The organism is Gordonia sp. CPCC 205333 (assembly GCF_048537885.1).
Taxonomy (GTDB): Bacteria; Actinomycetota; Actinomycetes; order Mycobacteriales; family Mycobacteriaceae; genus Gordonia.
Window position 1 is genome coordinate 804,140 of record NZ_JBCLVI010000003.1, and the last position, 25,772, is coordinate 829,911.

General features: G+C 62.0%; 23 protein-coding genes. 7 read left to right on the forward strand and 16 right to left on the reverse strand.

The window, feature by feature from the left end:
- Positions 1-58: 58 nt before the first annotated feature.
- A complete protein-coding gene (locus tag AAFP29_RS13890; RefSeq protein WP_419217938.1) occupies positions 59-1,648 on the reverse strand; it encodes a (2,3-dihydroxybenzoyl)adenylate synthase in 1,590 nt (529 codons plus the stop codon).
- Positions 1,649-1,671: 23 nt separating this feature from the next.
- Here AAFP29_RS13890 and AAFP29_RS13895 point away from each other — a divergent pair, with 23 nt between their 5' ends.
- From AAFP29_RS13895 to AAFP29_RS13905, 3 genes are read left to right on the forward strand one after another with little or no spacing between them, the layout of a single operon-like run.
- On the forward strand, positions 1,672-2,328 hold the full coding sequence (locus AAFP29_RS13895) for an isochorismatase family protein (protein ID WP_419217939.1): 657 nt from the start codon (positions 1,672-1,674) through the stop codon (positions 2,326-2,328).
- Between the two features lie 5 nt (positions 2,329-2,333).
- Positions 2,334-3,047 carry an SDR family oxidoreductase gene (locus AAFP29_RS13900; protein ID WP_419217940.1) on the forward strand — a complete coding sequence of 238 codons (714 nt, stop codon included), beginning with the start codon at positions 2,334-2,336 and terminating at the stop codon, positions 3,045-3,047.
- 35 nt (positions 3,048-3,082) lie between these two features.
- Complete coding sequence (locus AAFP29_RS13905) at positions 3,083-4,060, forward strand: ABC transporter substrate-binding protein (protein ID WP_419217941.1); 978 nt, start codon at positions 3,083-3,085, stop codon at positions 4,058-4,060.
- Positions 4,061-4,173: 113 nt separating this feature from the next.
- Here the strand turns inward: AAFP29_RS13905 and AAFP29_RS13910 are convergent, their stop codons facing one another.
- Positions 4,174-5,043, reverse strand: coding sequence for a haloalkane dehalogenase (locus AAFP29_RS13910; RefSeq protein ID WP_419217942.1), 870 nt, complete (start codon positions 5,041-5,043; stop codon positions 4,174-4,176).
- Between the two features lie 95 nt (positions 5,044-5,138).
- Between AAFP29_RS13910 and AAFP29_RS13915 the strand changes: the two genes are divergently transcribed.
- Positions 5,139-5,726: a TetR/AcrR family transcriptional regulator gene (locus AAFP29_RS13915; RefSeq protein ID WP_419217943.1), complete on the forward strand. Its 588-nt coding sequence runs from the start codon at positions 5,139-5,141 to the stop codon at positions 5,724-5,726.
- A gap of 75 nt (positions 5,727-5,801) precedes the next feature.
- On the opposite strand, the gene AAFP29_RS13920 is transcribed toward AAFP29_RS13915, so the two are convergent.
- The 5 genes from AAFP29_RS13920 to AAFP29_RS13940 all read right to left on the reverse strand — a co-directional run bounded on the left by AAFP29_RS13920 (position 5,802) and on the right by AAFP29_RS13940 (position 13,880).
- Positions 5,802-6,968 carry a lipase family protein gene (locus tag AAFP29_RS13920; protein ID WP_419217944.1) on the reverse strand — a complete coding sequence of 389 codons (1,167 nt, stop codon included), beginning with the start codon at positions 6,966-6,968 and terminating at the stop codon, positions 5,802-5,804.
- 10 nt (positions 6,969-6,978) lie between these two features.
- The gene (locus AAFP29_RS13925) at positions 6,979-8,352 is read right to left on the reverse strand and encodes a hypothetical protein (protein WP_419217945.1); all 1,374 of its coding nucleotides are present in this window, start codon (positions 8,350-8,352) and stop codon (positions 6,979-6,981) included.
- A 285-nt stretch (positions 8,353-8,637) separates the two neighbouring features.
- A complete protein-coding gene (meaB, locus tag AAFP29_RS13930; RefSeq protein WP_419217946.1) occupies positions 8,638-9,624 on the reverse strand; it encodes a methylmalonyl Co-A mutase-associated GTPase MeaB in 987 nt (328 codons plus the stop codon).
- Entirely contained in the window at positions 9,625-11,973 is a 2,349-nt protein-coding gene (gene scpA / locus AAFP29_RS13935; RefSeq protein ID WP_419217947.1) for a methylmalonyl-CoA mutase, read from the reverse strand.
- Positions 11,970-13,880 (reverse strand): methylmalonyl-CoA mutase family protein, encoded by a 1,911-nt coding sequence (locus tag AAFP29_RS13940; protein ID WP_419217948.1) that lies wholly within the window; start codon positions 13,878-13,880, stop codon positions 11,970-11,972. The genes scpA and AAFP29_RS13940 overlap by 4 nt, the downstream gene beginning before the upstream one ends.
- A 188-nt stretch (positions 13,881-14,068) precedes the next feature.
- Between AAFP29_RS13940 and AAFP29_RS13945 the strand changes: the two genes are divergently transcribed.
- Positions 14,069-14,797, forward strand: a complete 729-nt coding sequence (locus AAFP29_RS13945) for a TVP38/TMEM64 family protein (protein WP_419217949.1) — start codon at positions 14,069-14,071, stop codon at positions 14,795-14,797.
- A gap of 4 nt (positions 14,798-14,801) precedes the next feature.
- Positions 14,802-15,563 (forward strand): ATP-grasp domain-containing protein, encoded by a 762-nt coding sequence (locus AAFP29_RS13950; RefSeq protein WP_419217950.1) that lies wholly within the window; start codon positions 14,802-14,804, stop codon positions 15,561-15,563.
- A gap of 18 nt (positions 15,564-15,581) precedes the next feature.
- Here the strand turns inward: AAFP29_RS13950 and AAFP29_RS13955 are convergent, their stop codons facing one another.
- The 3 genes from AAFP29_RS13955 to AAFP29_RS13965 all read right to left on the reverse strand — a co-directional run bounded on the left by AAFP29_RS13955 (position 15,582) and on the right by AAFP29_RS13965 (position 18,481).
- On the reverse strand, positions 15,582-16,934 hold the full coding sequence (locus AAFP29_RS13955) for an SPFH domain-containing protein (RefSeq protein WP_419217951.1): 1,353 nt from the start codon (positions 16,932-16,934) through the stop codon (positions 15,582-15,584).
- Between the two features lie 31 nt (positions 16,935-16,965).
- Positions 16,966-17,394 carry an NfeD family protein gene (locus tag AAFP29_RS13960; RefSeq protein ID WP_419217952.1) on the reverse strand — a complete coding sequence of 143 codons (429 nt, stop codon included), beginning with the start codon at positions 17,392-17,394 and terminating at the stop codon, positions 16,966-16,968.
- Between the two features lie 208 nt (positions 17,395-17,602).
- Complete coding sequence (locus tag AAFP29_RS13965) at positions 17,603-18,481, reverse strand: DUF3097 domain-containing protein (RefSeq protein WP_419217953.1); 879 nt, start codon at positions 18,479-18,481, stop codon at positions 17,603-17,605.
- 39 nt (positions 18,482-18,520) lie between these two features.
- On the opposite strand from AAFP29_RS13965, the gene AAFP29_RS13970 reads away from it, so the two are divergent.
- Entirely contained in the window at positions 18,521-19,345 is an 825-nt protein-coding gene (locus AAFP29_RS13970) for a hypothetical protein (protein ID WP_419217954.1), read from the forward strand.
- Positions 19,346-19,597: 252 nt separating this feature from the next.
- Here the strand turns inward: AAFP29_RS13970 and AAFP29_RS13975 are convergent, their stop codons facing one another.
- From AAFP29_RS13975 to AAFP29_RS14000, 6 genes are all read right to left on the reverse strand, one after another.
- Positions 19,598-20,689, reverse strand: a complete 1,092-nt coding sequence (locus tag AAFP29_RS13975; RefSeq protein ID WP_419217955.1) for a ferrochelatase — start codon at positions 20,687-20,689, stop codon at positions 19,598-19,600.
- Positions 20,690-20,700: 11 nt separating this feature from the next.
- A complete protein-coding gene (gene inhA / locus AAFP29_RS13980) occupies positions 20,701-21,540 on the reverse strand; it encodes an NADH-dependent enoyl-ACP reductase InhA (protein WP_419217956.1) in 840 nt (279 codons plus the stop codon).
- A gap of 49 nt (positions 21,541-21,589) precedes the next feature.
- The gene (gene fabG1 / locus AAFP29_RS13985; protein ID WP_419217957.1) at positions 21,590-22,327 is read right to left on the reverse strand and encodes a 3-oxoacyl-ACP reductase FabG1; all 738 of its coding nucleotides are present in this window, start codon (positions 22,325-22,327) and stop codon (positions 21,590-21,592) included.
- 64 nt (positions 22,328-22,391) lie between these two features.
- On the reverse strand, positions 22,392-23,360 hold the full coding sequence (locus AAFP29_RS13990) for a VWA domain-containing protein (protein WP_419217958.1): 969 nt from the start codon (positions 23,358-23,360) through the stop codon (positions 22,392-22,394).
- 5 nt (positions 23,361-23,365) lie between these two features.
- Positions 23,366-24,316, reverse strand: coding sequence for a DUF58 domain-containing protein (locus AAFP29_RS13995; protein ID WP_419217959.1), 951 nt, complete (start codon positions 24,314-24,316; stop codon positions 23,366-23,368).
- A complete protein-coding gene (locus AAFP29_RS14000) occupies positions 24,303-25,706 on the reverse strand; it encodes an AAA family ATPase (protein WP_419217960.1) in 1,404 nt (467 codons plus the stop codon). The genes AAFP29_RS13995 and AAFP29_RS14000 overlap by 14 nt, the downstream gene beginning before the upstream one ends.
- Between the last annotated feature and the right edge of the window lie 66 nt (positions 25,707-25,772).

A 25,772-nucleotide genomic window follows, 5' to 3' on the forward strand; every position in this document is an offset into this window, starting at 1 on the left:
CAATCGATTGCGAACTACCACGCTCGTCGAGTGCGAGACGCGCGGGTATCGAGACAGCTCACCCGGTAGCGGGGGCCGCCAACAACTCGCGCAACTTTCGCCGACTCACCTTGCCGACGCCGGTCTCAGGGAACGTGTCCAGAACTTTTACCGTGTCAGGCAATTTCCACTCGGCGAGCCCTGAGTCGCGGACGAACTTCCGGATCAGCGGAAGGGTCGGCGGCTCGTCGGGGTCGACGGCCAACAGGTAGGCGACGGTTCGCTCGCCCAGGTATTCATCAGGCTGAGCCACGACGATGGCGTCGCGCACACCGGGATGCTCGAGTAACTGCTCCTCAAGCTGCTCGGCGGAGACTTTCTCGCCGCCCCGATTGACGCGATCCCCGCCCCTACCACGGACGACGAAGTTGCCTTCGGCGGTGATTTCGACGACGTCGCCGGTCCGATACCAACCGTCGGGGGCGAATGACGTGGTGCCCGCACCAGCCCAGTAGGCTCGAATCGTGTACGGCCCCTGGGTTTCCAGAAATCCCGGACCTTCGCGCACGATCTCCCCGTCCTCGTCGACCAGACGCACCTGATCGTCGTCCGACATCGGCCGCCCCTGGGTGGTGGTCACGACCTCGATCGGATCATCGAGACGCGTGTAACACACCAATCCCTCGGCCATCCCGAAGACCTGTTGCAAAGTGACACCGAGCGCGGGGCCGATCCGACGCGCCAACTCGTCTGGGCAGCGAGCGCCACCGACTTGGATAGTCTGAAGTGAGGAAATATCGAATTCGGTTCCCCGCTCGGCAGATTCGGTCCAGAGTCGCGCCAGCGGAGGGACCAGTCCGGTCATCGTGACCTTTTCACGTTCAACGATCTGCCACGCGACTGACGGCGTGGGCGACGCGGTCAGTGCAATCGTGCCGCCGGCGTACAGGGCACCGAGTATTCCCGGCGACGACATCGGAAAGTTATGGGCGACAGGCAAAGTAGCGAGGTAGACGGTATCGGCGTCGACGCCGCACAGTTCGTTGCTCCGAATGACGGAGTACAGATAGTCGTCGTGGGTCCGCGGGATCAACTTGGGTATTCCAGTGCTGCCGCCCGACAGTTGCAGGAAGGCAAGCTGGGACGGATCGGCGCGGGGATGTTCGACAGGATCGACCCAGAGTGCCTCCAAATTGTCGACGTCGATTAACTGCTGAATCGAATCAACCTGTGCCGCAATGGAGTCGGCGAGCCTGAGATAGTCATACGACGAGTCCGCGTGTGGTGAGATCATCGCCACCGCTTCCGATGAACGCGCGATACCTACGAGTTCGGATTCGCGATGAGCGGGCAAACCGAATACCGGGATTGCTCCCACCCGAAACAGCGCGAAGACGATCTCGACATAGGCCACCCGATTGGGGACTTGGAGCAGGACCCGATCGTGCGGCCCAATATCGCGGGCGACGAGGCCCGCGGCCAGACGTTCCACCCGTTCATCGAGCTGGCGATAGGTCAGTCGACGTTCGATGTCGACTACCGCGGCCCTGTCGGCGCTCGATGAATCCTCGGCCCGCGCGCGCAGCACGTCGTCAAAAGTCTCCCCACGCCAAAGTCCGTCCCGGCGAAACCGTTCCGCAAGTTCTGGGGGCCAAGAAGTTACCTTCACCTTAGTTAGGCTAGCCTAAAGGAATGAGTATCCCGCCGATCACCCCCTATGACATACCGCCGGGCCCTTTTCCCAATCGTGTCGACTGGACCCTTGATCCAAGCCGGACCGCGCTACTGGTGCACGATATGCAGCGCTATTTCATCGACGCTTACGATATGAACGCGGAACCGATGGCGACCGCGCTGCCGAATATGGTCGCGATCCGCGAGGCATGCGAAGCAGCGGGCGTTCCTGTTGTCTATACCGTGCAGCCGGGCGACCAACACCCCTCGCGGCGGGGGATCCTCGCCGACTTCTGGGGTAAAGGCCTCGAATCCGGTCGAGACGAAGAGATTGTCGACGCGCTCGCACCACGCGACGGGAATATCACCGTCACTAAATGGCGCTACTCCGGCTTTCAGCGCACCGATCTACGGCAGTTGCTCGGCCACCACGGTCGGGATCAACTCATCGTCGTCGGCGTATACGCCCATATGGGTTGCATGATCAGCGCGACCGAAGCATTCATGAGCGACGTCGCTCCCTTTTTCGTCATCGACGCGATGGGCGACTTCTCCCCCGAAGAGCACGAGATGGCAGGCACTTATGTCGGCAAACGCGCCGGCCGGGTATTGCGCGCCGCCGATGTCGTGACTGCCCTGACACCTCGCGTCGCGGTGGCGTCGGGCACCCGCTGATCACCGTGGTCGACGTAGCCGGAATCACCGGTCGACGCGCCGTGGTCACCGGAGCCGCTGGCGGTATCGGCGCCGCAGTAGTATCCGCGTTGCGCGCCGCAGGAGCAATCGTGCACCAGTGGGATATCGCGGACACCGAAGATATTCGCGGTGTCGATATACGCGATCGCCACGCTGTCGAACACGCTTGGCTCAGTGCTGAATCCGCGGGTCCGATCGACATTCTCGTCAGTGCCGCGGGTGTCCTGTCCGATGACTGGGACCGATGTATGGCAGTTAACGCCACAGGAGTTCGCAACGTCCTCGACGTCGCCGCAGTGACGATGAAGCCGCGCGGCCGCGGAGCGATCGTGGTGGTCTCCAGTAATGCCGGAGCCACGCCCCGTACCGGACTCGCCGCCTACGGCGCATCGAAGGCGGCCGCTACGTCATACGCCCGCAGCGTCGGTCTCATGTTGGCCCCCAATGGAATTCGAGTCAACATCGTTTCCCCAGGATCGACGGACACGCCGATGCTCCGCGACATGTGGCGCGATCCATCCGATCAGGACGCGGTAGTGGCTGGCACGCCTGACCAGTTCCGCCTCGGTATTCCCATCGGCCGTATCGCCGCACCCGCCGATATTGCCGAAACGGTCGTCTTCATGGCGTCCGACGCCGCGCGCCACGTCACGCTGCACGACCTGCGCGTCGACGGCGGCGCGACGCTCGATATGTAAACCAACGCAATTCCCTCTCAACAGATAGGCAATCCTTGAAATCGAAACTGAACAAGGCCATCGGGATAGCACTGGCAGTCACCCTCTTCGGGTTTCTGGCAGGATGCTCCACCCCGGATGATGAAGCGCAATCCTCGACTGCGTACACGCCGGTGACCGTCAACCACGAGTTCGGGTCAACCCAAATCACGCAGCGTCCGACCCGGGTGGTCACGTTGCTGACGAACTGGACCGATACCCTTGCCGCGCTTGATATTCCGATCACCGCACAGTTCGGCGAGCAGGGCTATTCCGGCAAGGACAACAAGTTCCCGTGGACCCCCGCGCACGGCGGCGAAACGATCATCGTCAAATCGCTGGCCGACATGGATATCACCAAGCTGGCCCAGCTCAATCCCGACCTGATTCTCGCCGGATACGTCGGCCAGAAGGAAACCTATGACCGACTTTCCAAACTGGCTCCGACCATTCCCGTGATGAAGAAGGGCGCAACCGTCGACACCTGGGAAGATATCGCCACCACTACCGGCAAGATCTTCGGTAAGCAGGATCAGGCGGCGAAACTCGTCTCGGATACGAACGCAAAGATCGAGAAGTTCAAAACGGATAACGCCGGAGCGATGGGTAAGACCTTCGTGTTCGCACAGTTCCAGCCGACCGGCGGCATCGGCGCGGTAAACAACGCCGAGAAAGATCCGTCGGCTGGGCTGCTCACTCAGCTCGGATTCAAGCTGTATCCGCCGCTTGCCGCCCAGAACAAGGGCGGCCCGACGCGCAGCCTAATCTCCAGCGAGCGGGTAGACCTGTTGAACTCGGATCTGCTCATCGCCTGGCCGCTGGCGGCGAACTTCGACTTCAACAAGATCCCAGGCTGGACAAACCTCACCGCCGTACGCAACGGCACCGTACTGGAAGTATCCAACGACAACGTGCCGGCCTTCGGGGTGCCGAGCGCGCCGTCAGTCTCTTACGTGATCGACCTGCTGACGCCGATTGCACAAAAGTTGGCATAGCTGGGAGCGCACTCTTGAGTCCCAGGCCCCGCGACGACCGCGGGACCTGGGACTTTCGCGTGCACCCCACCGTCGGTACGCGACCAACCGGTTGGCCGTCGCCTATGGCCGGCCTAATGGTTCCCTGCGAACCGCCCGGCGATTGCCGCCACGATCTCGTTCGGTGCATCCTCCTGAATGAAATGTTTCGCCTCCGGCAGCTCGACGACTTCGACATCGGTAAACGCTTCGCGAATTCGCGGCAGACATGCTCTTGGCCGAAACACCATGTCTCGCATACCCCATACCGCCAGAGCCGGTTTCGCCCCGAGTACCCGCGGCACATCTACCGCCAGCTTCTCGAGCAGCGGCCGCGCAGCGCGGATCTGCCCCGGCATGACCGCGAGTCCGCGCCGGGCCTCGGGGGTGGGCTGGACCATCCGATAGTGATCCGCCTCTGCGGGATTGAGCGCGGGACCTGTCTTTCCGAGTAGGAATTGTTCAACAAGGAAGTTCTGCTCGACAATCCGTTTCTGGATCGGGCGACTACTCATCACCACACTGAAGGTCCGGTTCGCCAGCGGGTCGATTGGCCAGAACACCGTGTTACCGAGAATGACTCCGTGCACGCGGTCCGCGCGTTCGACGGCCGCCCCAAGTCCGATCGGGCCGCCCCAGTCCTGCCCCATCACGATGAATTGGTCGAGTTGCAAATGGTCGATCAGCTCGCCGACTACTTCGGTGAGATCTGAAATTCGGTAGTCGAATCCAGGTGGGCGTTCAGATAGTCCGAAACCCGGATAGTCGACTGCGATGCAGCGATATCGATCACGAAGCCCCGTCACGATATGGCGGTAGAGAAAGCTCCAGGTGGGAGAACCGTGACACATGACAATCGGAATCCCGGCTCCCTCGTCGATGTAGTGAATCCGGCCGCCGGACGAATCGAACCACCTCGACTCGAATGGATACAGCGTGGGATCGGGCGCAAAGTCGATCAACATGAGTCTCCCCTCCTGTCAGGTCCCGACTGTTTCGGGGCGCAGCGCTACAGTTGTAGAGCGCGTTACGCCAAACTCTACAGCTGTAGTATCGATCTGTGCCAGTGAGTTCAGCCCCACGTACGCGTCGGGAAACAATTGCCGACGCCGCGATCAGGATTATTGCGCGCGACGGGGTCCGTGCCCTCACCCACCGAGCCGTCGATCGCGAAGCCGAGTTACCACAGGGATCTACCTCGTATCACGCGAAAACACGGCGCGCGCTGCTCGAACTCATCGTCGATGCGCTCGCCAGTCATACACTCCGTGACACGGTGGGGCTCGCCGTTCAGTCGGACGCCGCACACGAATTCGATATCACTCAGCTGGCGATGCTCGTCGCCGGACTGGTCGATACTCTCGCGGCTCGGCGCGACGACATGAGAGCCCGCTACGCCCTGATTCTGGAACTCGACGATATGCCCCACTTGCGACAGAGGTTGACGAGTCAGTCTGAAGTTCAGACGATAACTCGCGCGGTAACATCTCAGGCCCTTGCCAGCGCCGGTCTGCCCCACTCCCTCGCCGACGTCGATGAGTTGCTGGCCCTTACCGACGCCTTGGTGTTCTACCGCACCGCGATCAACGAGAAGGCTAGTTCCCACAGTGCGATTCTCAAGTATCTGCGCGGCGCCGCAAGCAGTTGACCACGGCACCCCAGACCGGCAAACGCCAAAAGGCCCCAACCGATGAGACCGGTTGGGGCCCTTCGGGGTATCAATCTAGCTTGGCCAGCGCTGCTGATTGCTCCATTTCAGCGCCGCGGTCTCCGACCAGGGGCCCAATCCGTGACCGGCGTTGGATTGCCGGAAGTCAATCGTTGCCCCGTCCCTGCGTGCGGCATCGACGAAGTTCTTCGTCAGCGGCGCGAACGCCACCGGGTCCAGATTGCCCTGCTGAATCAGGATCGGAGCACGGTAACCCGAGACTGGCACCCTGGTGACCGCCCGCAACGCAGGGATGAGTGGACCCTGATCGAACGGCCGAGAAACCAACTGGCCCACGGTCATTCCCTTAGTCGCACGACCTTGATTCGGGTAGCACAGCGTCTTCGCGTCGGCAATCACCTTGCGCCCCAACGGCGTCAGGTACGAGTCGACCTGCGCATCGGGCCGGACCGACTTGAGTCCGGCGAGCACATACGAGAAATACGTGACATAGTCGGGCACCGCGACCGGCGGCACGCCTGGGCGAATCAGCTTGAAGTAGTCGGCGATATCGACCGGCGGTGAACTCACGGCCGCGCCGACATTCTTGATTTCAGGCGCATATGTCTGCGCCTCATTCGACGCCCACAGCGATGCGTGACCACCCTGCGATCCGCCACTGGTAATAAACCCGTTGGAAGACTTGAGGTTTCGCTGCGCGACGATCGAACGCGCCGCCCGCACCGAATCCAGTACGTTCTTCCCCGCAGTCGGCCCGTCGAGGTAGGCGTGTTGCCCTGGACCACCGATGCCCGCGTATTCAGTCGCGGTGATGACATAGCCATCCTTCAACCACGGTCCAAGCCAATCGTCATATCGGCCGCCGTGGCCCATCCGATCAGTGACCGTGCAACCGTCGCCCAGTCCAGCGGTGCCGTGGGCATAGCCGACGTAGCGCAGTCCGTGCGGTCGAGTGCTCTGCTTGGGGATCATCACCGTGCCGCGAACAGGGACCAGTTTTCCGTCGGAGCCCGGCGACAGGTACGTCATGGCCACAACAGTCTGTGCGCCGGCCACCTTGGCGTCCACGTGGGACGTGATATCCGTTGACGACAGGACCGTCCCCGCTTGCTGCGGCGCCGCTGGCGCGCTGGCAGGCGCCGTGACGACGATTCCGACAAGGGGCACCGCCGCTGCGAGCGCCACTGCGATTCGATTGCGAATTGTCTTCTTACCCTTCATATTCTGGCTACTACCCGACGACTGCGTCGCGAACCTTGCGATCCTCGGCGAAGCACATCGACCGGAGCACGTTGTGGTATGCGTTGAACCCAAAGTTCAGCGGTGCGTAGAAGAAGCCGAATGGCCTCGGGATGTACTGACCGACACCCGGCAGCAGCATCGACAGGCCGTTACTCCACACCACCTGGGCGAGATAGATCGTGAAATACATCGTATAAAACGCCGCTGTCATCGATTTGGTGACCGATAGGTCCCACAGGCGGACCGTCTTGCCCATATTGTCGCCCTTGTTGAAGTTGTGGATGAGTCCGATGAGGATATCCAGCGGAGCACCTGAGGTACCGAGCGAGATATCGCCGAGCGGGATATCAGGCGAAAGATAGCCGCCCAGCAACGAGATCAGCGACTCGATCTGGTTGAAGTCCGCGGGGTCGGCGGGAATCAGGTTGACCGGCACCCAGATATTTCGCATCCGGTTTTCGACGTCCTTGCTGACCGCGAGAATCTTCGCCTTGGTGGCAGCGTCCTTGTTGGTATCCGTCAGATATTTCGTGGTGCGATCGACGATCCGCGACATCGATTGGTCACCGATCGGCTTGCAATCGGTGGTGTCGGCCAAGTCCACGTCGCGCGCGATCTGTTCGATCCATCCGGGCACCTTACCGGCGAAGCGCAGATCCTTGATCGATTTGCCCGCCTGGTCCTTTTCCGCCTTGGTCATCGACACGAGACAGGAGTTGAGCAGGTAGCCCGAGATAGTGCGGTAGGCATACCCGGCACCGTAGATGGCGATGTAGAACGGCATAGTTATCAGGAACCGCACCGTGATCGGCCCCCACAGCACCGCGATATTCGGGATAGTGCTCAGTACCACGGTGAGCGGAATGATGACGGTAATGTGGATGAACATCCACACCGTCTCGACCGCCTGCGCGAGTGTCAGATTCTCTACGGTGATCGCCTGGAATTGCTTGCCGTGGCGCACATTCAGGAGTTGCGAGATGACATAGAGCGAGATCGGGTCGCGGTATTTCATCACCGGATCGTCGCGCTGGGCACCCATTTGCTTGGGGTTGTTGGACACCAGCATGTTCGAGATACGAAGCTTATTCATATCTCGGTGGGTTTGGGCCTTGATGCTGTCCTTGTTCTTCTTGATATTCGCCGGAAGGTACGGAACAACCGAATCGAATACCGCGTCGTAGATCTTGCCCAGGGTCGCGAAATCTGAGCCGACGCATTCCTTCGGAAGGTCAGCTGACGGTTGGGCGCTCGGTGATGTCACCGATGGTGCCGCGCCTGCGGTCGAAGAAATCGATCCCCCGCTCCCCACGGCGGCAATTGACACCAGCACCGACAGCACCACAATCAGAATCCGGCGCATCACCCGGTTTGCCTCCTGCCCAACCCTGACTTCCGGCGGCGTAAGTCACGCGACAAATCCGACAGAAGGATAACCTAATTTAGGTAATCCTTAGGAAAGTAACAGGGGTGTCACGGTAAGGCCAACTAGTGTGACCTTTGCCATAGCTGATTTCACTTCGCCGCAGGTAGGAGAGTTAGCGAGCCCGATTTGCCCAAGGTCATTTTCTGCGATGTCGTTATCTGACGTTGACTCCATCACAGTTGCCACGCCGTTCCGAGCCGAGATTTCGGGGTTCGGAGCCGACTATCGCTTATCGAAGGCGTTCAGGATCTCCTGGGCGGCGAGCGTCGGTGTGAGTTCTCCAGATGCGACGGCAGCCTCGACTCCTGAGCGAACACTCCCAACGTCGGCACTCTGTCCCAGCCGCGACAACAAGATGTCGTGCACCATGGCCCACATCCAGCCGACCTCTTGACTACTTCGATGCGAGTCGAAACGTCCGTCGTCGACCATCGCCTGGCGATGTGCCAGCACAGCATCCCAATACTCGTTGACGCCGTCGTTCTCCAACGCGCTCATAGTCAATACCGGCGGGTGCCAAAACGCGTCATGCGGATAGATGAGCGACAGTGCACTGCGCAATTCTCTTGCCGCCGAACGTGCTTCGAGCTGATGTTTGCCATCGGCCTTATTGACGACGACAACGTCGGCCAGCTCAAGCACTCCCTTCTTGATTCCCTGCAACGAGTCACCGGTCCGGGCCAGAGTCAGGAAAGTGAAAGTGTCGACCATATTCGCCACAGCCACCTCCGACTGTCCCACCCCGACCGTCTCGACCAGCACAACGTCGAAGCCGGCGGCCTCGACCAGCACGATCGACTCGCGGGTCGCCTTGGCGACACCTCCTAGCGTCCCAGATGTCGGCGAGGGCCGGATATAAGCGTTCGGGTGGACGGCGAGTCGGCCCATCCGTGTCTTGTCGCCGAGGATTGAACCGCCGGTGCGTGTCGACGAAGGGTCGACAGCCAATACCGCGACTTTGTGGCCGAGTTCGATCAGGCGCATGCCCAACGCTTCGATCGTCGTCGATTTGCCCACTCCCGGCACGCCGGTTATGCCCACGCGAAAAGACTTGCCAGCGTTCGGAGTTAGTGTTAGCAACATTTCCTGTGCTGCCGCACGGTGATCGGCTCGCGACGATTCGACAAGAGTGATCGCCCGGGCCAGGTCAGCCCGTCGATCGGCAAGCACCCCGTCGGCGAGTGCCTGCGGGTCGACGACGCGCGCCAACTACTGCCCCGCCGCGGCGGAGCCGCCATCAGAGTTACCCGCGGAGCCGCCATCAGAGTTACCCGCGGAGCCGCCATCAGAATTACCAGTGGAGCCGGACAGCTCGTGGCCCAGATTGGCGGCCAGTTTGGTGACCAATTCGACGGCGGAATCGGCGATGACAGTGCCCGGCGGGAATATCGCCGCGGCGCCTGCCTCGTAGAGTTCGTCGAAGTCACCCGGCGGGATGACCCCCCCGACTACGATCATAATGTCTTCTCGCCCAACGGCTTTCAATGCGTCGCGCAATGCGGGCACCAAGGTCAGGTGACCGGCGGCCAACGAGGACACGCCAACAACGTGTACGTCATTGTCGGCGGCTTGGCCGGCAACCTCTTCGGGCGTCGAGAACAGCGGGCCGACGTCGACGTCGAAGCCTAAGTCAGCGAAAGCCGTTGAGATCACCTTCTGCCCGCGGTCATGGCCGTCTTGTCCCATCTTCGCGACCAGAACACGGGGTCGGCGACCTTCGGCATCGGCGAATTCCGCGACGATGGCCGTAGCCGCCTCGATATTGCTCACGTTACCGGCCTCGTGTCGATACACACCGCTGATGGTACGTATCTCGGCCTGGTGTCGCCCGAACTCCTTCTCCATCGCATCGGAGATCTCGCCGACGGTCGCACCGTGCCGGGCCGCCTCGATGGCTAATGCCATCAGGTTGTTTTCCATGCCACCGGCCGCAGTGCCCGCAGCCCGCGTGAGATCCGCCAACGCCGCCTCCACTGCGGCCGAATCACGTTCTGCGCGAAGCTTCGTCAACTTCGCCAGCTGCTCGGCACGCACCTGCGAGTTCTCAACTTTGAGAACTTCGATCGGCTCGTCGTCGTCGACCTTGTACTTATTGACTCCCACCAGCGGCTGCTGACCGGAATCGATGCGCGCTTGTGTGCGGGCTGCGGCTTCTTCGATGCGGAGCTTGGGAAGCCCTTCATTGATTGCCTGGGCCATACCGCCGGCTTCTTCCACTTCGGCGATATGTTTACGCGCCTTTTCGGCGAGTTGCGCGGTGAGCCACTCGACGTAGTTGGACCCCGCCCACGGGTCGATCGGCCGCGTCGTACCCGATTCTTGTTGCAGCAGCAGTTGGGTATTGCGAGCGATTCGTGCCGAGAAGTCGGTCGGCAAGGCAATCGCCTCGTCGAGCGCGTTGGTATGCAGCGACTGGGTATGCCCTTGTGTTGCGGCCATCGCCTCGACGCAAGTGCGGGCGACGTTGTTGAACACGTCCTGCGCGGTGAGCGACCAGCCCGATGTCTGCGAATGTGTGCGCAGTGACAGCGATTTCGCACTTTTGGGATCGAACTCGGCGACCAATTCACTCCAGATCAGACGCGCGGCGCGGAGCTTGGCGACTTCCATGAAGAAGTTCATCCCGATACCCCAGAAGAAGGATAGGCGGGGTGCGAACTTGTCGATGTCGAGGCCGGCTGCGAGGCCGGCCCGAATGTATTCGACGCCGTCGGCGAGCGTGTAGGCGAGCTCCAAATCTGCTGTGGCACCGGCCTCTTGGATGTGATAGCCGGAAATGGAGATCGAGTTGAACTTCGGCATCCGCACCGAGGTGTAACCGAAGATGTCGGAGATGATCCGCATCGACGGCTCGGGTGGATAGATATAGGTATTTCGGACCATGAATTCTTTGAGAATGTCGTTCTGGATGGTCCCCGCCAACTTCTCCGGCGGAACTCCTTGCTCTTCTGCCGCAACAACATACAGGGCGAGGATCGGCAGCACCGCGCCGTTCATCGTCATCGACACCGACACACTGCTCAGGTCAATACCGTCGAATAGCTGACGCATGTCGAGGATCGAGTCGATGGCGACACCGGCCATACCGACATCGCCGCCGACGCGTGGATGATCGGAGTCGTAGCCTCGGTGTGTCGCCAGGTCGAAAGCGACTGACAGTCCCTTCTGCCCGGCCGCCAGGTTGCGACGGTAGAAAGCGTTTGATTCTGCCGCCGTGGAGAATCCGGCGTACTGACGGATGGTCCACGGCTGGTTCACGTACATCGTCGGGTACGGGCCGCGGATGAACGGGGCGGCACCGGGGATCGAGTCGAGGGGGTAGGGGTGCTCCCCCTCGACAATGGCGTCGCGTTCGGCGCGCGTGTAGACCGGGCTCACGTCGATCTGCTCGGGCGTATTCCAGGTGATTTGTTCAGGTGTGTACCCGTGGGTGCTGCTCAACCCGTCCAGCAATGCGGCACTGTCGCCCGGCTCCGCGGCGACGATGCTCGCCGAATCATCAAGGGGCACATCGGCAAAACTGTCGATTGCACTGCGGGCGTTCGTAGTGTCGGTCATGCGCGTGCTCCCGCGACGTTGGACTCGTTCGGCTCGGTGGCGCCTGGTGCGCCGACCAACTGGTCAAGCAGATCGGTCAAAGTCGCCACTGCGTCGATACCCACGCGCAGTGAACCGTCGGGCTTATCTGCTTGCGCCTCCGGCCATTCCTTAAGCGGGCCGGCGAGCAGAACCTGCTGCGCGCCGCCGGCCCGCAAGGCGGCAAGCACCGCGGGCCCCTCGTCGACGTAGCGCGTTTTGGTGCCGCAGATCACCACGATCGATGACGTGGCAGCCACACTCTGAGCGGTGACCGGCCCCGGATTGACGGCTTTGATCCCACCAGAAGCGAGCAAATTCGCCACAAATGTGGTGCGGCCGTTGTGTTCTGCGACGCTGCCCAGCGGCACCAACTCGATCGACGGACGCACACCGGTGGCCGCGAATACAGCATCGGAACGATCGCGCAATTCTTCGAAGGCCTGCGCGACGCGCGCCAACCGCGGAGTGGCGAGTTCCAGATCCGTAGTCACCGCGGCACCATCCAACGGCCTTTCATCAAGGTTCGGGAACTCGTTGACCCCGGTGACTGAAGTCCGCCGATGCGCGACATCTTCGTCCCGAGTGGCGCGAGCCGCGGCAATATTCTCGGCGATTACACTATCCGCCAATGCCTTTCGGTACCCACCCGAACGCTCAACGCCCTGCAACGCCAACCAGGCCGCAGCGGCGAGATCGTTGGTGAGGGATTCCACGAACCACGAACCGCCCGCGGGGTCCAAGACACGGCCGATATTCGATTCCTCGAGTAGCAGCAGCTGAGTATTGCGCGCGATGCGTCGTGAAAAACTCGCTCTCGATGTGCGTTGCGTGGTTGGAATAGCCGCGTCGTAACCGAGCACGGTCACTTGGTCGGCACCGCCGACACCGGCGCCGAATGCGGCGACGGTGGTACGCAACATGTTTACCCACGGATCGCGCTGGGTGAGCATCGACAGGTCGGTGACTGCGTGGATCACCGCTGCCCCGTCATCGGGAGCACCGATGACCTGCGCGACCCGCGACCACACCTTGCGCAATGCACGCAACTTCGCGGTCACCGCGAATTGATCATCCCCAACCGATACCGCGAAGGTTATCTGCCGCAACGCTTCTGCTTCAGTTAGTCCGGCAGCAACGAGGTCACGGATATGCGTGAGCCCGGCGGCAACGAGATAACCGAGCTCCTGCGCATCGGTAGCACCCGCGGTGGCGAAGTCGGTGCCGTCGACGCGGAAAGCTCGTACTCCGCGTAGTGCGTTGACCGTTGTGGCTGCGAACGCGGTCGCCTCGTCAACGTCCACGTCGTAACGGCCCGAGTAGGCAGCCGTCAGCGGGGAAAACCCAAGGGAGGCAATAGTTGCGACGGTCGGCTCGACGGACTCGGGGGCGCCTGCCGATGCCGCCTTGACATCGAGGAACGACCGCGCGACGGCGATACCATCGGCACCAGCGGCAAGAGTCACCGGAATCAGATCGAGGTACACCCCCTGGAATACTTTCGCGAGATCGTCGGCGGCGAGGCCGTTGCCAACGCGTAACCACAGTCCGCTCGCCCCACTATTGAACGCGTCGAGGATCGCTTCGTTGACGTCAGCCGCCTTCTGCGCGTCGTCGCCGTGCCGTTCGGTGACCCGCCATCCCTGCACCACGTCCCGAACCGGGTCGGCGCCCCGGACGAATGGAAAACTACCGGGCAATCCGGGTTCGACGGTCTCGTTCCGCCTCGTGTACAGCGGGTTGATGACCAGATCATCGCGGGTCCGTACCGCGAGCAACTCCGCTGGCGTCCCGGTCAACTGGTCGACCTCAATGCGTTTGCCCTTGGCCAACACCTGCGCGGCCGATGCCGACCACTTCTCGTAGAGCGCGTCTAGCGGTTCGCTCATCAACCTCGCACCTCGTCCTCGCCGGTCCAGCTGTGGGCCCACGACCTGTTGGTCTGTCACGCGCGGCCGATCACGGTTTTGCGTTCGCTGTGAACGATAGCCGATCGAACGCTCGGCTGGTGACTCAGGTCTCGTGTGACGTCGTCGACACATCAGGTCTCAAAGTATCGCCAAGTAGAGTCGTTCCGGTGAAACCGCAGCACGAACGCCCCGCTGGCAGCGACGCCGTGTTGGCAACTGACATTCGCTCAACGGTTCGTCGTCGGGTCGCAGTCATCGGCGCGGTCATCCTGTTGGTGATCATCGGGTCGTACGTCATTCCGATCCCGTCGGTGAACTGGGTCCGCGACTGGGGCGACGGCCTGGGTGGGTGGTTCCCCTATTTGTATTTCACCCTGTACGCGGTAGTCACGATCTTCCCTTTCCCGCGCTCGGCATTCACCGTGATGTCGGGAATCTTGTTCGGCTCCGCGGTGGGATTCGTCGGGGCAATCATCGCGTCGATGGTCGCAGCCGTCGTCTCATTCCTGCTCGTTCGCCGCATCGGTCGCGACCGTATTCAGCCTTATCTGGATAAGCCGGTGGTGCGTGCCGTCGAGGCACGGCTGAGTCGACGGGGCTGGCTTGCGGTGGGGTCCCTGCGACTGATCGCCGCATGTCCGTTTGCGCTTGCTAATTACTGTTCGGCCCTGTCATCGGTTCGGCTGCTTCCCTACACGGTGGCGACGCTGATCTGCATGTCACCGGGGACGGCTGCGGTCGTATTTCTCGGTGATGCGTTAGCCGGCACCCGGAACCTCTGGCTCATAGCGCTGACCGTGTCATTCTTTGCCCTTGGCATCTTCGGCCTGGTGCTCGATTCAAAACTCCCGGTACCGGCGAACGAGCCGAAACCATTGTCGCCGAAAGTCGTCTAGCTCCGTGGAGTCGACATCGCACTACATCGCCGTCACCAACAAGCCGTGGATCGCTGAGTCGCTCGGGGCGCAGCAAAAGACTGCGGCCGAACTTCCCCACCCGCTACCGCCCGACACTTATCTGTGGATCCCTGAGCACTACGCGGCAAGCGCATATGCGCACGGTCGGCAGTATCGGCTGACGACGACTTTGCACTGGCCGTCGGCATTCGACGACCAGTTCTTGAAGAGGACGGTGCGGATGTGCCGAGGCGACGAGCTGACGTCGGCGCAAGTACCCGTCTTCGTCAAACTCGCCGATGCCAAGGTGTCGGAGTTACCCGCGGGCCCGGGAACTGAGAGTGGGCTGCGGCAGTCGCTCCTCGCACTCGGCGCACTCGATTCGCGGGTTATCGTCTCCGACCTAATCGACCTCGTCGAGGAATGGCGCGTGCTGATCGTGGAGGGTACGGCGATAGATTCGAGCCAGTACGTCCGCGCACATCGGGACATCGAGACCAACCTGCCCAGCTTCCGAGACATCGAGAAATTCGCCACCGACGCGGCGCAGTCGGGGGCCAGGTCTCTGCCAGCGTCGTACATGCTCGATGTCGGGATTACGACGAAAGGTGAGTTGTCGATTATCGAGGCGAACCCCGTGTGGTGCGCGAACTGGTACTCGATGTCTACGGCGAACCTGAAACGGGCGCTCCAGCACGAATTCACCTCCGATACCGATGCCGCGTGGATCCCCGATCCAATCCTGCTGCGTCGAGTTCGCGATTGAGCCGTTCGCGCGTTGGGTCTATCGCTGATCTGCCGGAGGTGGCCAACCGGCAGCCGGGTCAGCCGAATGCCGCGCCACGGTCTCGGTGGTGGCATTGTCAGTCGGCCCACTGTAGAAATTGCCCTGCGGTTGCGCGGGCGGGGTCGGATAGCCTTGCTGCTGGGGCACATTGGGAGGATAGTTTCCGACCGGATCATGTTGCGGCGAAGCGGTATTCGCCACCGATCGCGGTTCTGACTGCGTCGAGGGTGTGATCGCCGGGGCCCGGGTGAGCGGAGCGGCGTCCACCGGAGTGCGGGCCACCGCCTCTGCTTCGGCCACGGCTTTCGCAACCGCGGGATCCGACGTCAGCGAGAACCAATCCTCAGTATCCGAATCGTCAACCGGCTGTGCGTCGAACGACGGTGCCTCATATCGAAATACACCGTCCTCCCCTTGCGCTCCAAAGGATTTCGCGAATCCCTGAAGTGCGGAGCCAAAGTCGGACGGCACCACCCACACCTTGCTCCCCTCCCCTTTGGCCATCTCCGGTAACTGCTGCAGATATTGGTAGGCCAACAGTTCAGGGGTTGGCTTGGCCGCCTTGATCGCCGCAAAGGTCTTCTCGATCGCCTTCGCCTCACCTTGCGCACGCAAGTATTGAGCGCCGCGGTCGCCCTGCGCTCGCAGGATGCGTGATTGGCGGTCGGCCTCGGCCGCCAGGATCGCGGCCTGTTTCGCGCCCTCGGCTGCGAGTATCTGACTCTGTTTGCCGCCCTCCGCGGTTTTGATCGCAGCTTCACGTTGCCCTTCGGCGGTGAGAATGATGGCGCGCTTCTCACGATCAGCCTTCATCTGCTTCTCCATCGACTCCTGAATCGATGGCGGCGGCATGATCGACTTCAACTCGACGCGTGCGACCCGCAGTCCCCACCGCCCGGTGGCCTCGTCGAGGACACCGCGGAGTTGAGCGTTGATTGAGTCACGACTGGTCAGAGTTTCTTCCAGAGTCATGCCGCCGACTACGTTTCGCAGCGTGGTAATCGTGAGCTGCTCCACGCCGATGATGTAGTCATTGATCTCGTAGACAGCCGCCTGGGGATTGGTGACCTGGAAATATACGACGGTGTCGATCCCCAGTGTCAGATTGTCTTCGGTGATCACCGGCTGCGGCGGAAAAGACACCACGCGTTCGCGGATGTCGACTCGCGCGCGAATCCGATCGATGAACGGCAGAAGCAACGTGAGCTGCCCCGAGACGGTTCGCGTATAGCGACCAAGTCGTTCGATGACCGCTGCTTCGGCCTGCGGAATGAGGGCAACCGATTTGAATAGGGTGACCGCCACCAACAGTACAATCAGTGCAAGAACTACAAGTATGGCTATTTCCACGAGGTCCTCCTCTAGTCGAATATGGTTGAATTCAGCTACGCGCGACGACCGCGGTCGCCCCATCGATCTCTACGACCAGCACAGACGCCCCGACCTCGAACACATCGGCCGGATGGCTAGTGCGCGCCGACCAGATCTCGCCCGCGATTTTGACTCGACCGTCCCGCTCGTCGACCTGCTCAAGGACCATCGCCTGACGCCCGGGTAATGCCTCGACATTCGTGAGCACACGTGGTCGAGTCTGCAAGTGACGCTTCGCTATTGGCCGCACCGCACCCAATAGCAAGATCGATACCGCCGAAAAGACAGCGAAATCGACCCAGAGCGGCGGATCGACGGCGACTTCGACGCCTGCGGCCGCGAACGCACCACCGGCCAGCATCAGCAGCACAAGTTCACCGCCGAACATCTCGGCGATGACGAGAACTATGCCCAGAACCACCCACACCAGCGCTGCCATATGCCCAGTCTGCCACTGTTCGGAGTGCTACCGATCACAGATTGCCGCCGGATCGTCGAAACAGACCCGTTTCGGCTACGCCAAAAACACCACGAGCCCGATCACCGCGCAGGTGACGGCCAGGCATCGGCACCAGATCGCCCGGGTCGCGCACGCCAGTTCTTGCTCCCGAATCACTGTCGTCGAGCGGTGGGGCCGTCGGTCATCGCTAGGTATCCCCCGGCGCGGCAGTCACATAATCGATCAACTCCTCGACGCAGCGCAGGAGCGGCACTTCGATGTCCTTGAAGCTCGAGACCCCCGCCAATACTCGGCGCCAACCGTCTTGCGGTGTCCCCCAACCTAATTCGTCGCAGATGCCGGTCTTCCAATCGATGCCGCGTGGGATGGTCGGCCATCCGGCGATCTTCACCGACGCCGGTTTCACCGCCTCCCATACATCGATATAGGGATGCCCGGTCACCAGTACGTTGTCGGGTAGTCGCTGGGTCAGCCGTTCCTCTTTCGACCCAGCGACCAGGTGATCAACCAGTACTCCGGCGCGCCGGTGCGGCGCCGGGCCAAATTCGTCAAGTGCGGCGTCGAGGTTGTCCAAACCGTCGAGACTCACCACGACAACCCCCTCCGCCCGCAGGTCGTCGCCCCACACCCGTTCAACGAGCGTGGCGTCGTGAACGCCCTCGACGAAAAGACGGCTCGCTCGGGCAGTCCGCGCTCGCTGTGCTGGTGCGGCCCGCGATCCCGACGCCGTACGCGTCGGAACCGGTTGGCTTGCTTGGGCAGCCGGCCGCTTAAGTGTCACCGGTTCGCCGTCGACGAGGAAGGCTCCCTTGCGCATCGCGAAGATTCGGGTGCGCCCGTGGCGATCCTCCAGGCGCACGAATAATCCGTCATATGACTTCTCGAATCCCACCACCGCGCCGCAGAAACCCGACTGGGCATCCTCGACGACGAGTCCCCGATCCGCGACGAGCATCGGTGGGTCGTCGCGCTGCCGACGTTGCGCACTGGAACTCGGGCTCGAGGACGACAACACGTCACGTCCATAGCGGTCGTTGGGCCCGCGTCGGGGCGAAAGATCGGGCACGCTAGATCACATTAATGGGCGGAGTAAAGTAGTCCAACGATGACTCGCGCCAACGCTTCTGAATCTTTGTCACTGCTCCGCCCAACGGCCACCCTCGGGGCCTGGGCCGCCTCATGGCTGTGCGGCGAATCGTCGCCTGATGCCGTACTCGACACACTCACCGCGATCGCTCCGCGGCATCGACTGATCACCGACGTCGATGGCGATCCCGCAGCGGATCCGCTGGGACCCGCGGACACCGGTACCACCGAGATCCTTTCGCTGCTGCAGTCGGCCACCTTCATCGAACTCCGGCTACCCGCCCCCGGCGACCCCCATGGTCTGCCGCCGGGCAACGTCGCGCGGCAGGTGATGCGCGCCGGTGAGGTGTTGCTATTGACCACGCCCGATGACGTCGCGCCGACGCTGCTGTTTCCCGGCCGCCAGCTCGGTGACCAATTATGTTGGTACGTATCTCAATTCGAGGATCCAGCTACCTCACTGACCGACTTCCAGGTGGGGGCGGCCGCCCGCGACCTGAAGGAAGCGACGCGTACCGCCGCCGACGTCCTCAGCGATTTGCCGACGGTGTCGTCGGGCGCCAAAGACACCTTGCGCCTCGAATTGGCCGCGGCCACCGAACGTCGGACGATACCTCTTCCGCCGCATGACAGTTCGCGGATCGACAACCTGCTCGCACAGGCTGCGCGGATCGACGCCATTCTCGACGTCGCAACCGCTCGGGGTGCGACCTTCGGGCTGACCGCCCGTCAAGGCGATGGCGGCGATACCCAGATTCGGGAGCTTCGCGCGATCACCCGCAGGGCAGTAACAGTCGGCGTAAACGCACTGATCATCGAACTGTTGGGTGCGCCGGGCGAGTAGCCCGCGACGGGTCGGCTTCGATCAGTCCTGTTGTCGCGCAGGCTGAACCCTGCGCTCTTCGCGGCGCCGAGGGAACATTTCCCTCGCCAACGTCACCCGCGCAGATACTAGTAACCGTCACATCGCAACTCAAACCTGCGCTCTGGGCGGCCCTGAGGGAACAGTCCCCTCCCCAACATTGAGCACGCAGATACCGGCCAAGAACTAGGGCCCTACGCGAACAGCGCGACCGCCCGGCGCCCCAACCCACACTCAACCAACAGCGTGAGGCCGCCGCACTGCTGCTCGGCAACATGTTCCGCCAACGCAATACATTCCATTGTCCGCGACCCCAAGCGGCACCCCCGCGGGCAGCTCGCCGCTACGGTACTGCTCGATCAGATCCACTGCCATCGAGATGAATCTCCGATCAGTTCCGACAGTATCGGCCCGCACATATTCCAGCCCCAGTTCGGCGGCCTTCTCGCGCGCTTCGTTGTCGAGGTCCCACACCACTTCCAGATGATCGGACACAAACCCGATCGGACTCACAATCACCGACCGAATACCCTGCGCAGCAATGACTTCCAGGTGATCGACGATGTCGGGTTCTAACCACGGAATCTGCGGCGGCCCCGACCGCGACTGCCAGACCTGATCGAAATCACTGAACCCGGCAGCCGTTGCGGCCCGCTGCGACGCCGCGAGCACCTGGCTGCTGTACAGGCGGCCACCGTCATCAGACGCCGGCAAGCCCGTGCGCGTCCACTCGTCACCCGGAGGACCCGAATTGCGGTCTGCCGCATCGGGAATCGAATGCGCGGTGAAAACCAGCCGCGGTTCGAAGTCCCCGGACAACGATGCCGCCGCCCGACGCACTGCGTCACCCGCAGCCTCGCCGAACAGTGCGTGATGCCAGTACTGCGGAAGTTTCCGCAGGACCATATCTGCGGCGCGCTCGCCGAGCGAGGCGAGTGCTCGGCCAATATCTTCGTGATACTGCGCACAGCCCGAGTAGCCGCCCCACGCCGACGTCGGGAAGACCAGCACCCGCCGATGGCCGGCGTCATGCATCCGCGCGATAGTGTCCTCGACCATCGGATGCCAATTGCGGTTTCCAAAGAACACTGGCAGATCGATTGCGCGCGACGATAATTCAGCACGAATCGAATCGATCATCGCCAAATTCAGCTCATTGATCGGCGAGACACCGCCGAAATGCAGATAGTGCTGAGCCACCTCGTCCAGTCGCTCCGGTGGCACCCCACGACCGCGCGTCACATTCTCCAGGAATGGGCGCACATCATCGGGTTTATCCGGTCCACCGAAGGACAGGAACAGGATCGAGTCGAAGTCGACAGGCATCGCGGCAGACGTCAGTCCTCGTTGAGGAAATTGTCGGGGAACCAGGTGTTGTGGCTTGCGCCGCCGTCGACGTACACGATAGAACCGGTGGTCGCCGGCAGGAAGTCGGAGAGCAGTGTGACAACGCTCGTGCCGACCACACCCGGATTATTGACATCCCACCCGATCGGCGACGCGCCATCCCAGTAGGTGTTGAGCATATTCAGCTTCTTGGCACCATCAGTCGCGGTCCCCGAAATCGCCTTCGCGGCAAGGGTTTTGATCGGGCCAGCGGCAACGAGATTCGAGCGGATCTTCTTCGCGTAGCCCACTTCACGGGCAACGTACCGGTTGACCGACTCCAGGGCGGCCTTCGACACACCCATCCAGTTGTAATCCGGCAGCGCGGTACGCGGATCGAAATCCATCCCGACGATCGAGCCGCCCTCGTTCATAACCGGCAACACCGCTCGAGCCAGGGAGGCGTAACTCCACGCTGAGATCTCGAATGACTTCGCGACATCGGGCCCTGGGCCCTCCAGGAATGGCAACGCGTCGGGCCCCATCAGGGTGCGCGGCGCGAAGGCGATGGAGTGCACGACTCCATCGAGTCCTTCCGGCGCGAGTTCGCGCACCTTATCCGCGAGCGTACCCAGGTACTCCTCGTCGGTGGCGTCGAGTGGGATCGCCGCCGGCACCTCATTCGGCAAACGCTTGGCGATGCGGTCGATCAGCCGCAGCCGATCCGGGATACCGGTGATGATCACCTTCGCGCCCTGCTCCTGCGCGACCCTTGCGGTGTGGAACGCGATCGAGGCGTCGGTGATGATGCCGGTAATCAGTACTGTCTTGCCGTCGAGAATGCCGGTCATGGATGCTCCTGAAATCGAGGGTCAGAATTGTTGGCGGATGCGGCGGGACCTAGTGGCCCATACCCAATCCACCGTCGACGTTGATCACGTTGCCGGTGACATACCCGGCGCCGTCGGAAGCTAGGAATGACACAACGGCGGCGACGTCCTCCGGCTGGCCCATCCGCTTGGCGGGGATGGCCTGCTTTACCGCTGTCTCGGTGTACTCAGCCGGCAACGCACGCGTCATATCCGTGTCGATCAGGCCGGGTGCGACGACGTTCGCGGTGATGTTGCGGCTACCGAGCTCGCGGGTAACGGATCGGGCCAGACCGATGACACCAGCCTTCGACGACGCGTAATTCGCCTGTCCCGGCGTACCCATCAGTGCCACCACCGAACCGAGGTAGATGAACCGACCCCAGCGATTCTTCAACATGTCGCGGGTAGCCGCCTTGGTCACGCGGAACGCGCCAGTCAGGTTCGCGTTGACGACTGTCTCGAACTGCTCGACATCCATCCGCATCACGAGTGTGTCGTCGGTGATGCCCGCATTGGACACCAGCACCTCGACTGGTCCTTGATGCTCGGCGACCTCTTTGAACGCCCGAGTCACCGAATCGTTGTCGGTGACATCGCACTGCACACCGAAAAGGCCCTCGGGTGCACCCGACCCGCGATGGGTCACCGCGACCTTATGCCCGTCCGCGGCAAGCTTTCGCGCCACGGCAAGTCCGATGCCGCGGTTACCACCGGTGACGAGCACCGATCGGGACGTCTGGGTCGGGGTATCGGTTGTGTCAGCCATAGTCGAAGAACCTATCGGTAGAGGTGGTGGGCGCCGACGGCAGGGCGCGTAGCGGCCCGCCGCGTTACGGCAATCGGCGATTGATCGTCAATGCGAGCGCGGCGGAGAGAACGGCAAGCAGGCTACCCCAAATCAGCCACGGCCTCGAGTTGTCGCCGCGTCTCATCTCATAGCCGATCTGGCGCTGGAGTGATTCGTAAACCTTATTCAATTCATCAAGACTCGACGCCGTGAAAAAGGAGCCATGCGCCAAGTTGGCGATCTTCTTCAACGACGGGTCGTCGACCGGGACCGGGATCTGTTCACCGTCGAGCGTCACCGTTCCGGTCATCGTGCCGAACGAAATCGTCGACACCGGCACCCTGTCCTCAGCCGCCTTACGAGCCGCGGTGAACCCACCGCGCTGGTCGTCGGAACGATCCGGAACCGTCTGCTTTCCGTCGGAGAGCAACACAATATGCGCGGGCGGCGCGGCTTCGTCGCCACCCAGAGCAGAGTTCAGAGTCTTGATCTGCTGAAGCGCGGCAAAAATACCTTCGCCAGTCGCGGTCTTATCGGCCAACTGAAGTTTGTCGACCGCGACCTTGGTCGCATTGTGATCAGGCGTCGGCGAGACCAGTGTTGACGCCGTGCCGGCGAAGGAAACCAAACCGAGATTGATGCCGTCGGTGAGGTCATCGGCGAACTTCTTGGCAGCCGACTGCGCCGCCTTGATCCGCGAGGGAGCAACGTCAGTCGAGTTCATCGACCGCGAAACGTCGATCACCAACACGACAGTTGCCTTGTCGCGCGGCACTTTACGATCACTCTGCGGACCGGCCATCGCGATCGTCAGCAAGACCAACGACACCAGCAAGACTGCGATCGGCACATGCTCAAACCGGTTACGCTGTTGCGGCGCAACCTTATTCAGTAAATCAAGATTCGCGAAACGATACGCTCGCTGCTTGCGCTTCCGAATGATGTACGCGTAGAACACCGCAAGCGCGACAATAACGAGCAAGAAGAGCAGATACCAGGCATTGGAGAACACCGAGATCACCCCACCCCGGCGGCCAGCCCGCGACGTCGCTGAGCGACGAAGCGAACTGTGTCGGTGATCCAGTCACGATCGGTACGCAGCGTCAGCGTCGGGCCACCACAACTGCGAAACTCGCGCTGCACCTTGCGCGAATGATCGTGTGCCGCAGCCGAAAAGTCCCGACGAACCGAATCGGTAATGACAATATCGCGCACCTCACCGGACTCAGCGTCGGCGAGACGGATCTCCCCGACATCGGGCAGATCGAGATCCCGCGGATCGAGAACCTCAACGCCAAGCAGCTCATGATGGCCACCAAGTGCCCGCAGCGGACGGTCCCACGTAATCGGGCCAAGGAAGTCACTGATCACCACAACCAACCCGCGTCGACGTTCCGGACGGCGTAACGCCTCCAGCCCCTCGCGTAGATCGCCACGGACGTTATCGCTCGAACGTCGCGTCGTAGCAATGGTTTTCAACAGATTCTGTGCATGCGCGCGCCCACCACGAGCAGGCACCCGGACAACTTTGTCACCGGTGATGATGACCGCGCCGATCCGGTTGCCACCGCCAGCCGTCAGATGAACCATCGCGGCCGAAGCGGCAACCGCGAGATCCCGTTTGGTGCAGTTGATCGTGCCGAAATCCAGACTCGCCGAGACATCGACCAGCAGCCAAGTCTCCAATTCACGGTCAGCGATCATCTGACGCACATGCGGCTGAGTGGTCCGCGCGGTCACCGACCATTCCATCCGCCGGATATCGTCGCCAGGCTGATAGGCGCGAGCCTCACCCGGCTCCGAACCCGGTCCCGGGATCAAACCCAAATGCTCACCTTGCAGCACACCGTCGAGTTTGCGGCGCACGGTCAATTCCAAGGTTCGCAACGCGGCGCTCAGTTTCGGGTCTTCGAGCAGTCCCGCACCGAAGGACGGGAGCTGACTGTTCGCGTCCTTAGCGCCCGGCATTGTTTCCCGGGGCGGTGTAGCCGCTCGGCTGACCAGTCGGGCTCGCTCCGGCATTGTTTCCCGGGGCGGTGTAGCCGCTCGGCTGACCAGTCGGGCTCGCTCCGGCATTGTTTCCCGGGGCGGTGTAGCCGCTCGGCTGACCAGTCGGGCTCGCTCCGGCATTGTTTCCCGGGGCGGTGTAGCCGCTCGGCTGACCAGTCGGGCTCGCTCCGGCATTGTTTCCCGGGGCGGTGTAGCCGCTCGGCGCGACCCCAGCGTTGTTTGTCGACGGCGACACTGCGGGCGGCTGCTGCACGCCAGCAGGAGTTACCGCCGAGGGTGCTGCCTGCCCTTGCGGCGCCGGATAACCCGGATTCACCGGCGCAGCACTGACCTGCGGCAAACCGATGGTCTGCAGAACCTGGGTGATCACCTGATCGGCATCGACGTTGTCGGCAAGCGCGTCGTAGCTCAACACCAGACGGTGACGCAGCACATCGGGCACAATTTCGACAACATCCTGCGGAATCACATAATCGCGACCACGAACGAGTGCGAGCGCCCGAGACGCAGCGACGATGCCCAGCGTCGCACGCGGTGACGCACCATAGGACAACCACGAAGCGACGTCGGTCAGTCCGACCTCTTTGGGGCGGCGCGTCGCATTGATGACACGCACGACGTAGTCGACCAACGCATGGTGGACAAAGACATTCGCGGCGGTGTCCTGCAGACGCAGCATCGCCGCCGGATCGAGAACCTGCGACGCCGTCGGCGGCTTATTGCCCATCCGATAGACGATCTCCCGCTCCTCCTCTACGGAGGGATAGTCGACGTGAACCTTGAACAAGAAACGGTCGCGCTGCGCCTCGGGCAGCGGGTACACACCCTCATTCTCGATCGGGTTCTGCGTCGCCATCACCAAGAACGGATCGGGCATCGGGTAGGTGGTACCACCGATCGACACATGTCGTTCGGCCATCACCTCCAGCAGTGCCGACTGCACCTTGGCTGGCGCACGGTTGATCTCGTCGGCCAGCAGGAAGTTCGCCACGACCGGGCCGAGCTCAGTGTCGAACTGCTCCTTGCCCTGCCGATAGATGCGGGTACCGATCAGGTCGGTAGGTACCAGGTCCGGAGTGAACTGGACACGCGAGAAGCTACCGCCGACAACCTTCGCGAAGGTTTCCACCGCGAGAGTCTTGGCTACACCCGGCACGCCCTCGAGCAGAATGTGTCCACGCGCGAGCAGACCGACCAGGATACGTTCAACAAGTTGATCCTGGCCGACGATCACGCGCTTGACCTCGTAGGTCGCACGCTCCAGTAGTTTGACGTCGGCATCACTGAGCGTGGCCGAACCACCCGGTGCAGACGTATTGGTGGTCGCGGCCGGAGACGATGAAGTCAAACCCTTTACTCCCCTGGTCTTGATTAGTCGTGTGTTTGTCGTGGGAACGAAAATCCGATCTGGTCC

Bases quoted from the DNA above. Each gene is read 5' to 3' on its own strand.
- AAFP29_RS13975 (WP_419217955.1), bottom strand. From the start codon at position 20,689: ATGCCTGTCGACTTCGACTCGATCCTGTTCCTGTCCTTCGGTGGACCG.
- AAFP29_RS13910 (WP_419217942.1), bottom strand. From the start codon at position 5,043: ATGTTGATCGACTTTGCGCCCGATCCCACGCTGTATCCATTCGAGTCG.
- AAFP29_RS13925 (WP_419217945.1), bottom strand. From the start codon at position 8,352: ATGCGCCGGATTCTGATTGTGGTGCTGTCGGTGCTGGTGTCAATTGCC.
- scpA (WP_419217947.1), bottom strand. From the start codon at position 11,973: ATGACCGACACTACGAACGCCCGCAGTGCAATCGACAGTTTTGCCGAT.
- fabG1 (WP_419217957.1), bottom strand. From the start codon at position 22,327: ATGGCTGACACAACCGATACCCCGACCCAGACGTCCCGATCGGTGCTC.
- inhA (WP_419217956.1), bottom strand. From the start codon at position 21,540: ATGACCGGCATTCTCGACGGCAAGACAGTACTGATTACCGGCATCATC.
- AAFP29_RS13960 (WP_419217952.1), bottom strand. From the start codon at position 17,394: ATGGCAGCGCTGGTGTGGGTGGTTCTGGGCATAGTTCTCGTCATCGCC.
- AAFP29_RS13895 (WP_419217939.1), top strand. From the start codon at position 1,672: ATGAGTATCCCGCCGATCACCCCCTATGACATACCGCCGGGCCCTTTT.
- AAFP29_RS13970 (WP_419217954.1), top strand. From the start codon at position 18,521: ATGACTCGCGCCAACGCTTCTGAATCTTTGTCACTGCTCCGCCCAACG.
- AAFP29_RS13940 (WP_419217948.1), bottom strand. From the start codon at position 13,880: ATGAGCGAACCGCTAGACGCGCTCTACGAGAAGTGGTCGGCATCGGCC.
- AAFP29_RS13920 (WP_419217944.1), bottom strand. From the start codon at position 6,968: ATGAAGGGTAAGAAGACAATTCGCAATCGAATCGCAGTGGCGCTCGCA.
- AAFP29_RS13995 (WP_419217959.1), bottom strand. From the start codon at position 24,316: ATGCCGGGCGCTAAGGACGCGAACAGTCAGCTCCCGTCCTTCGGTGCG.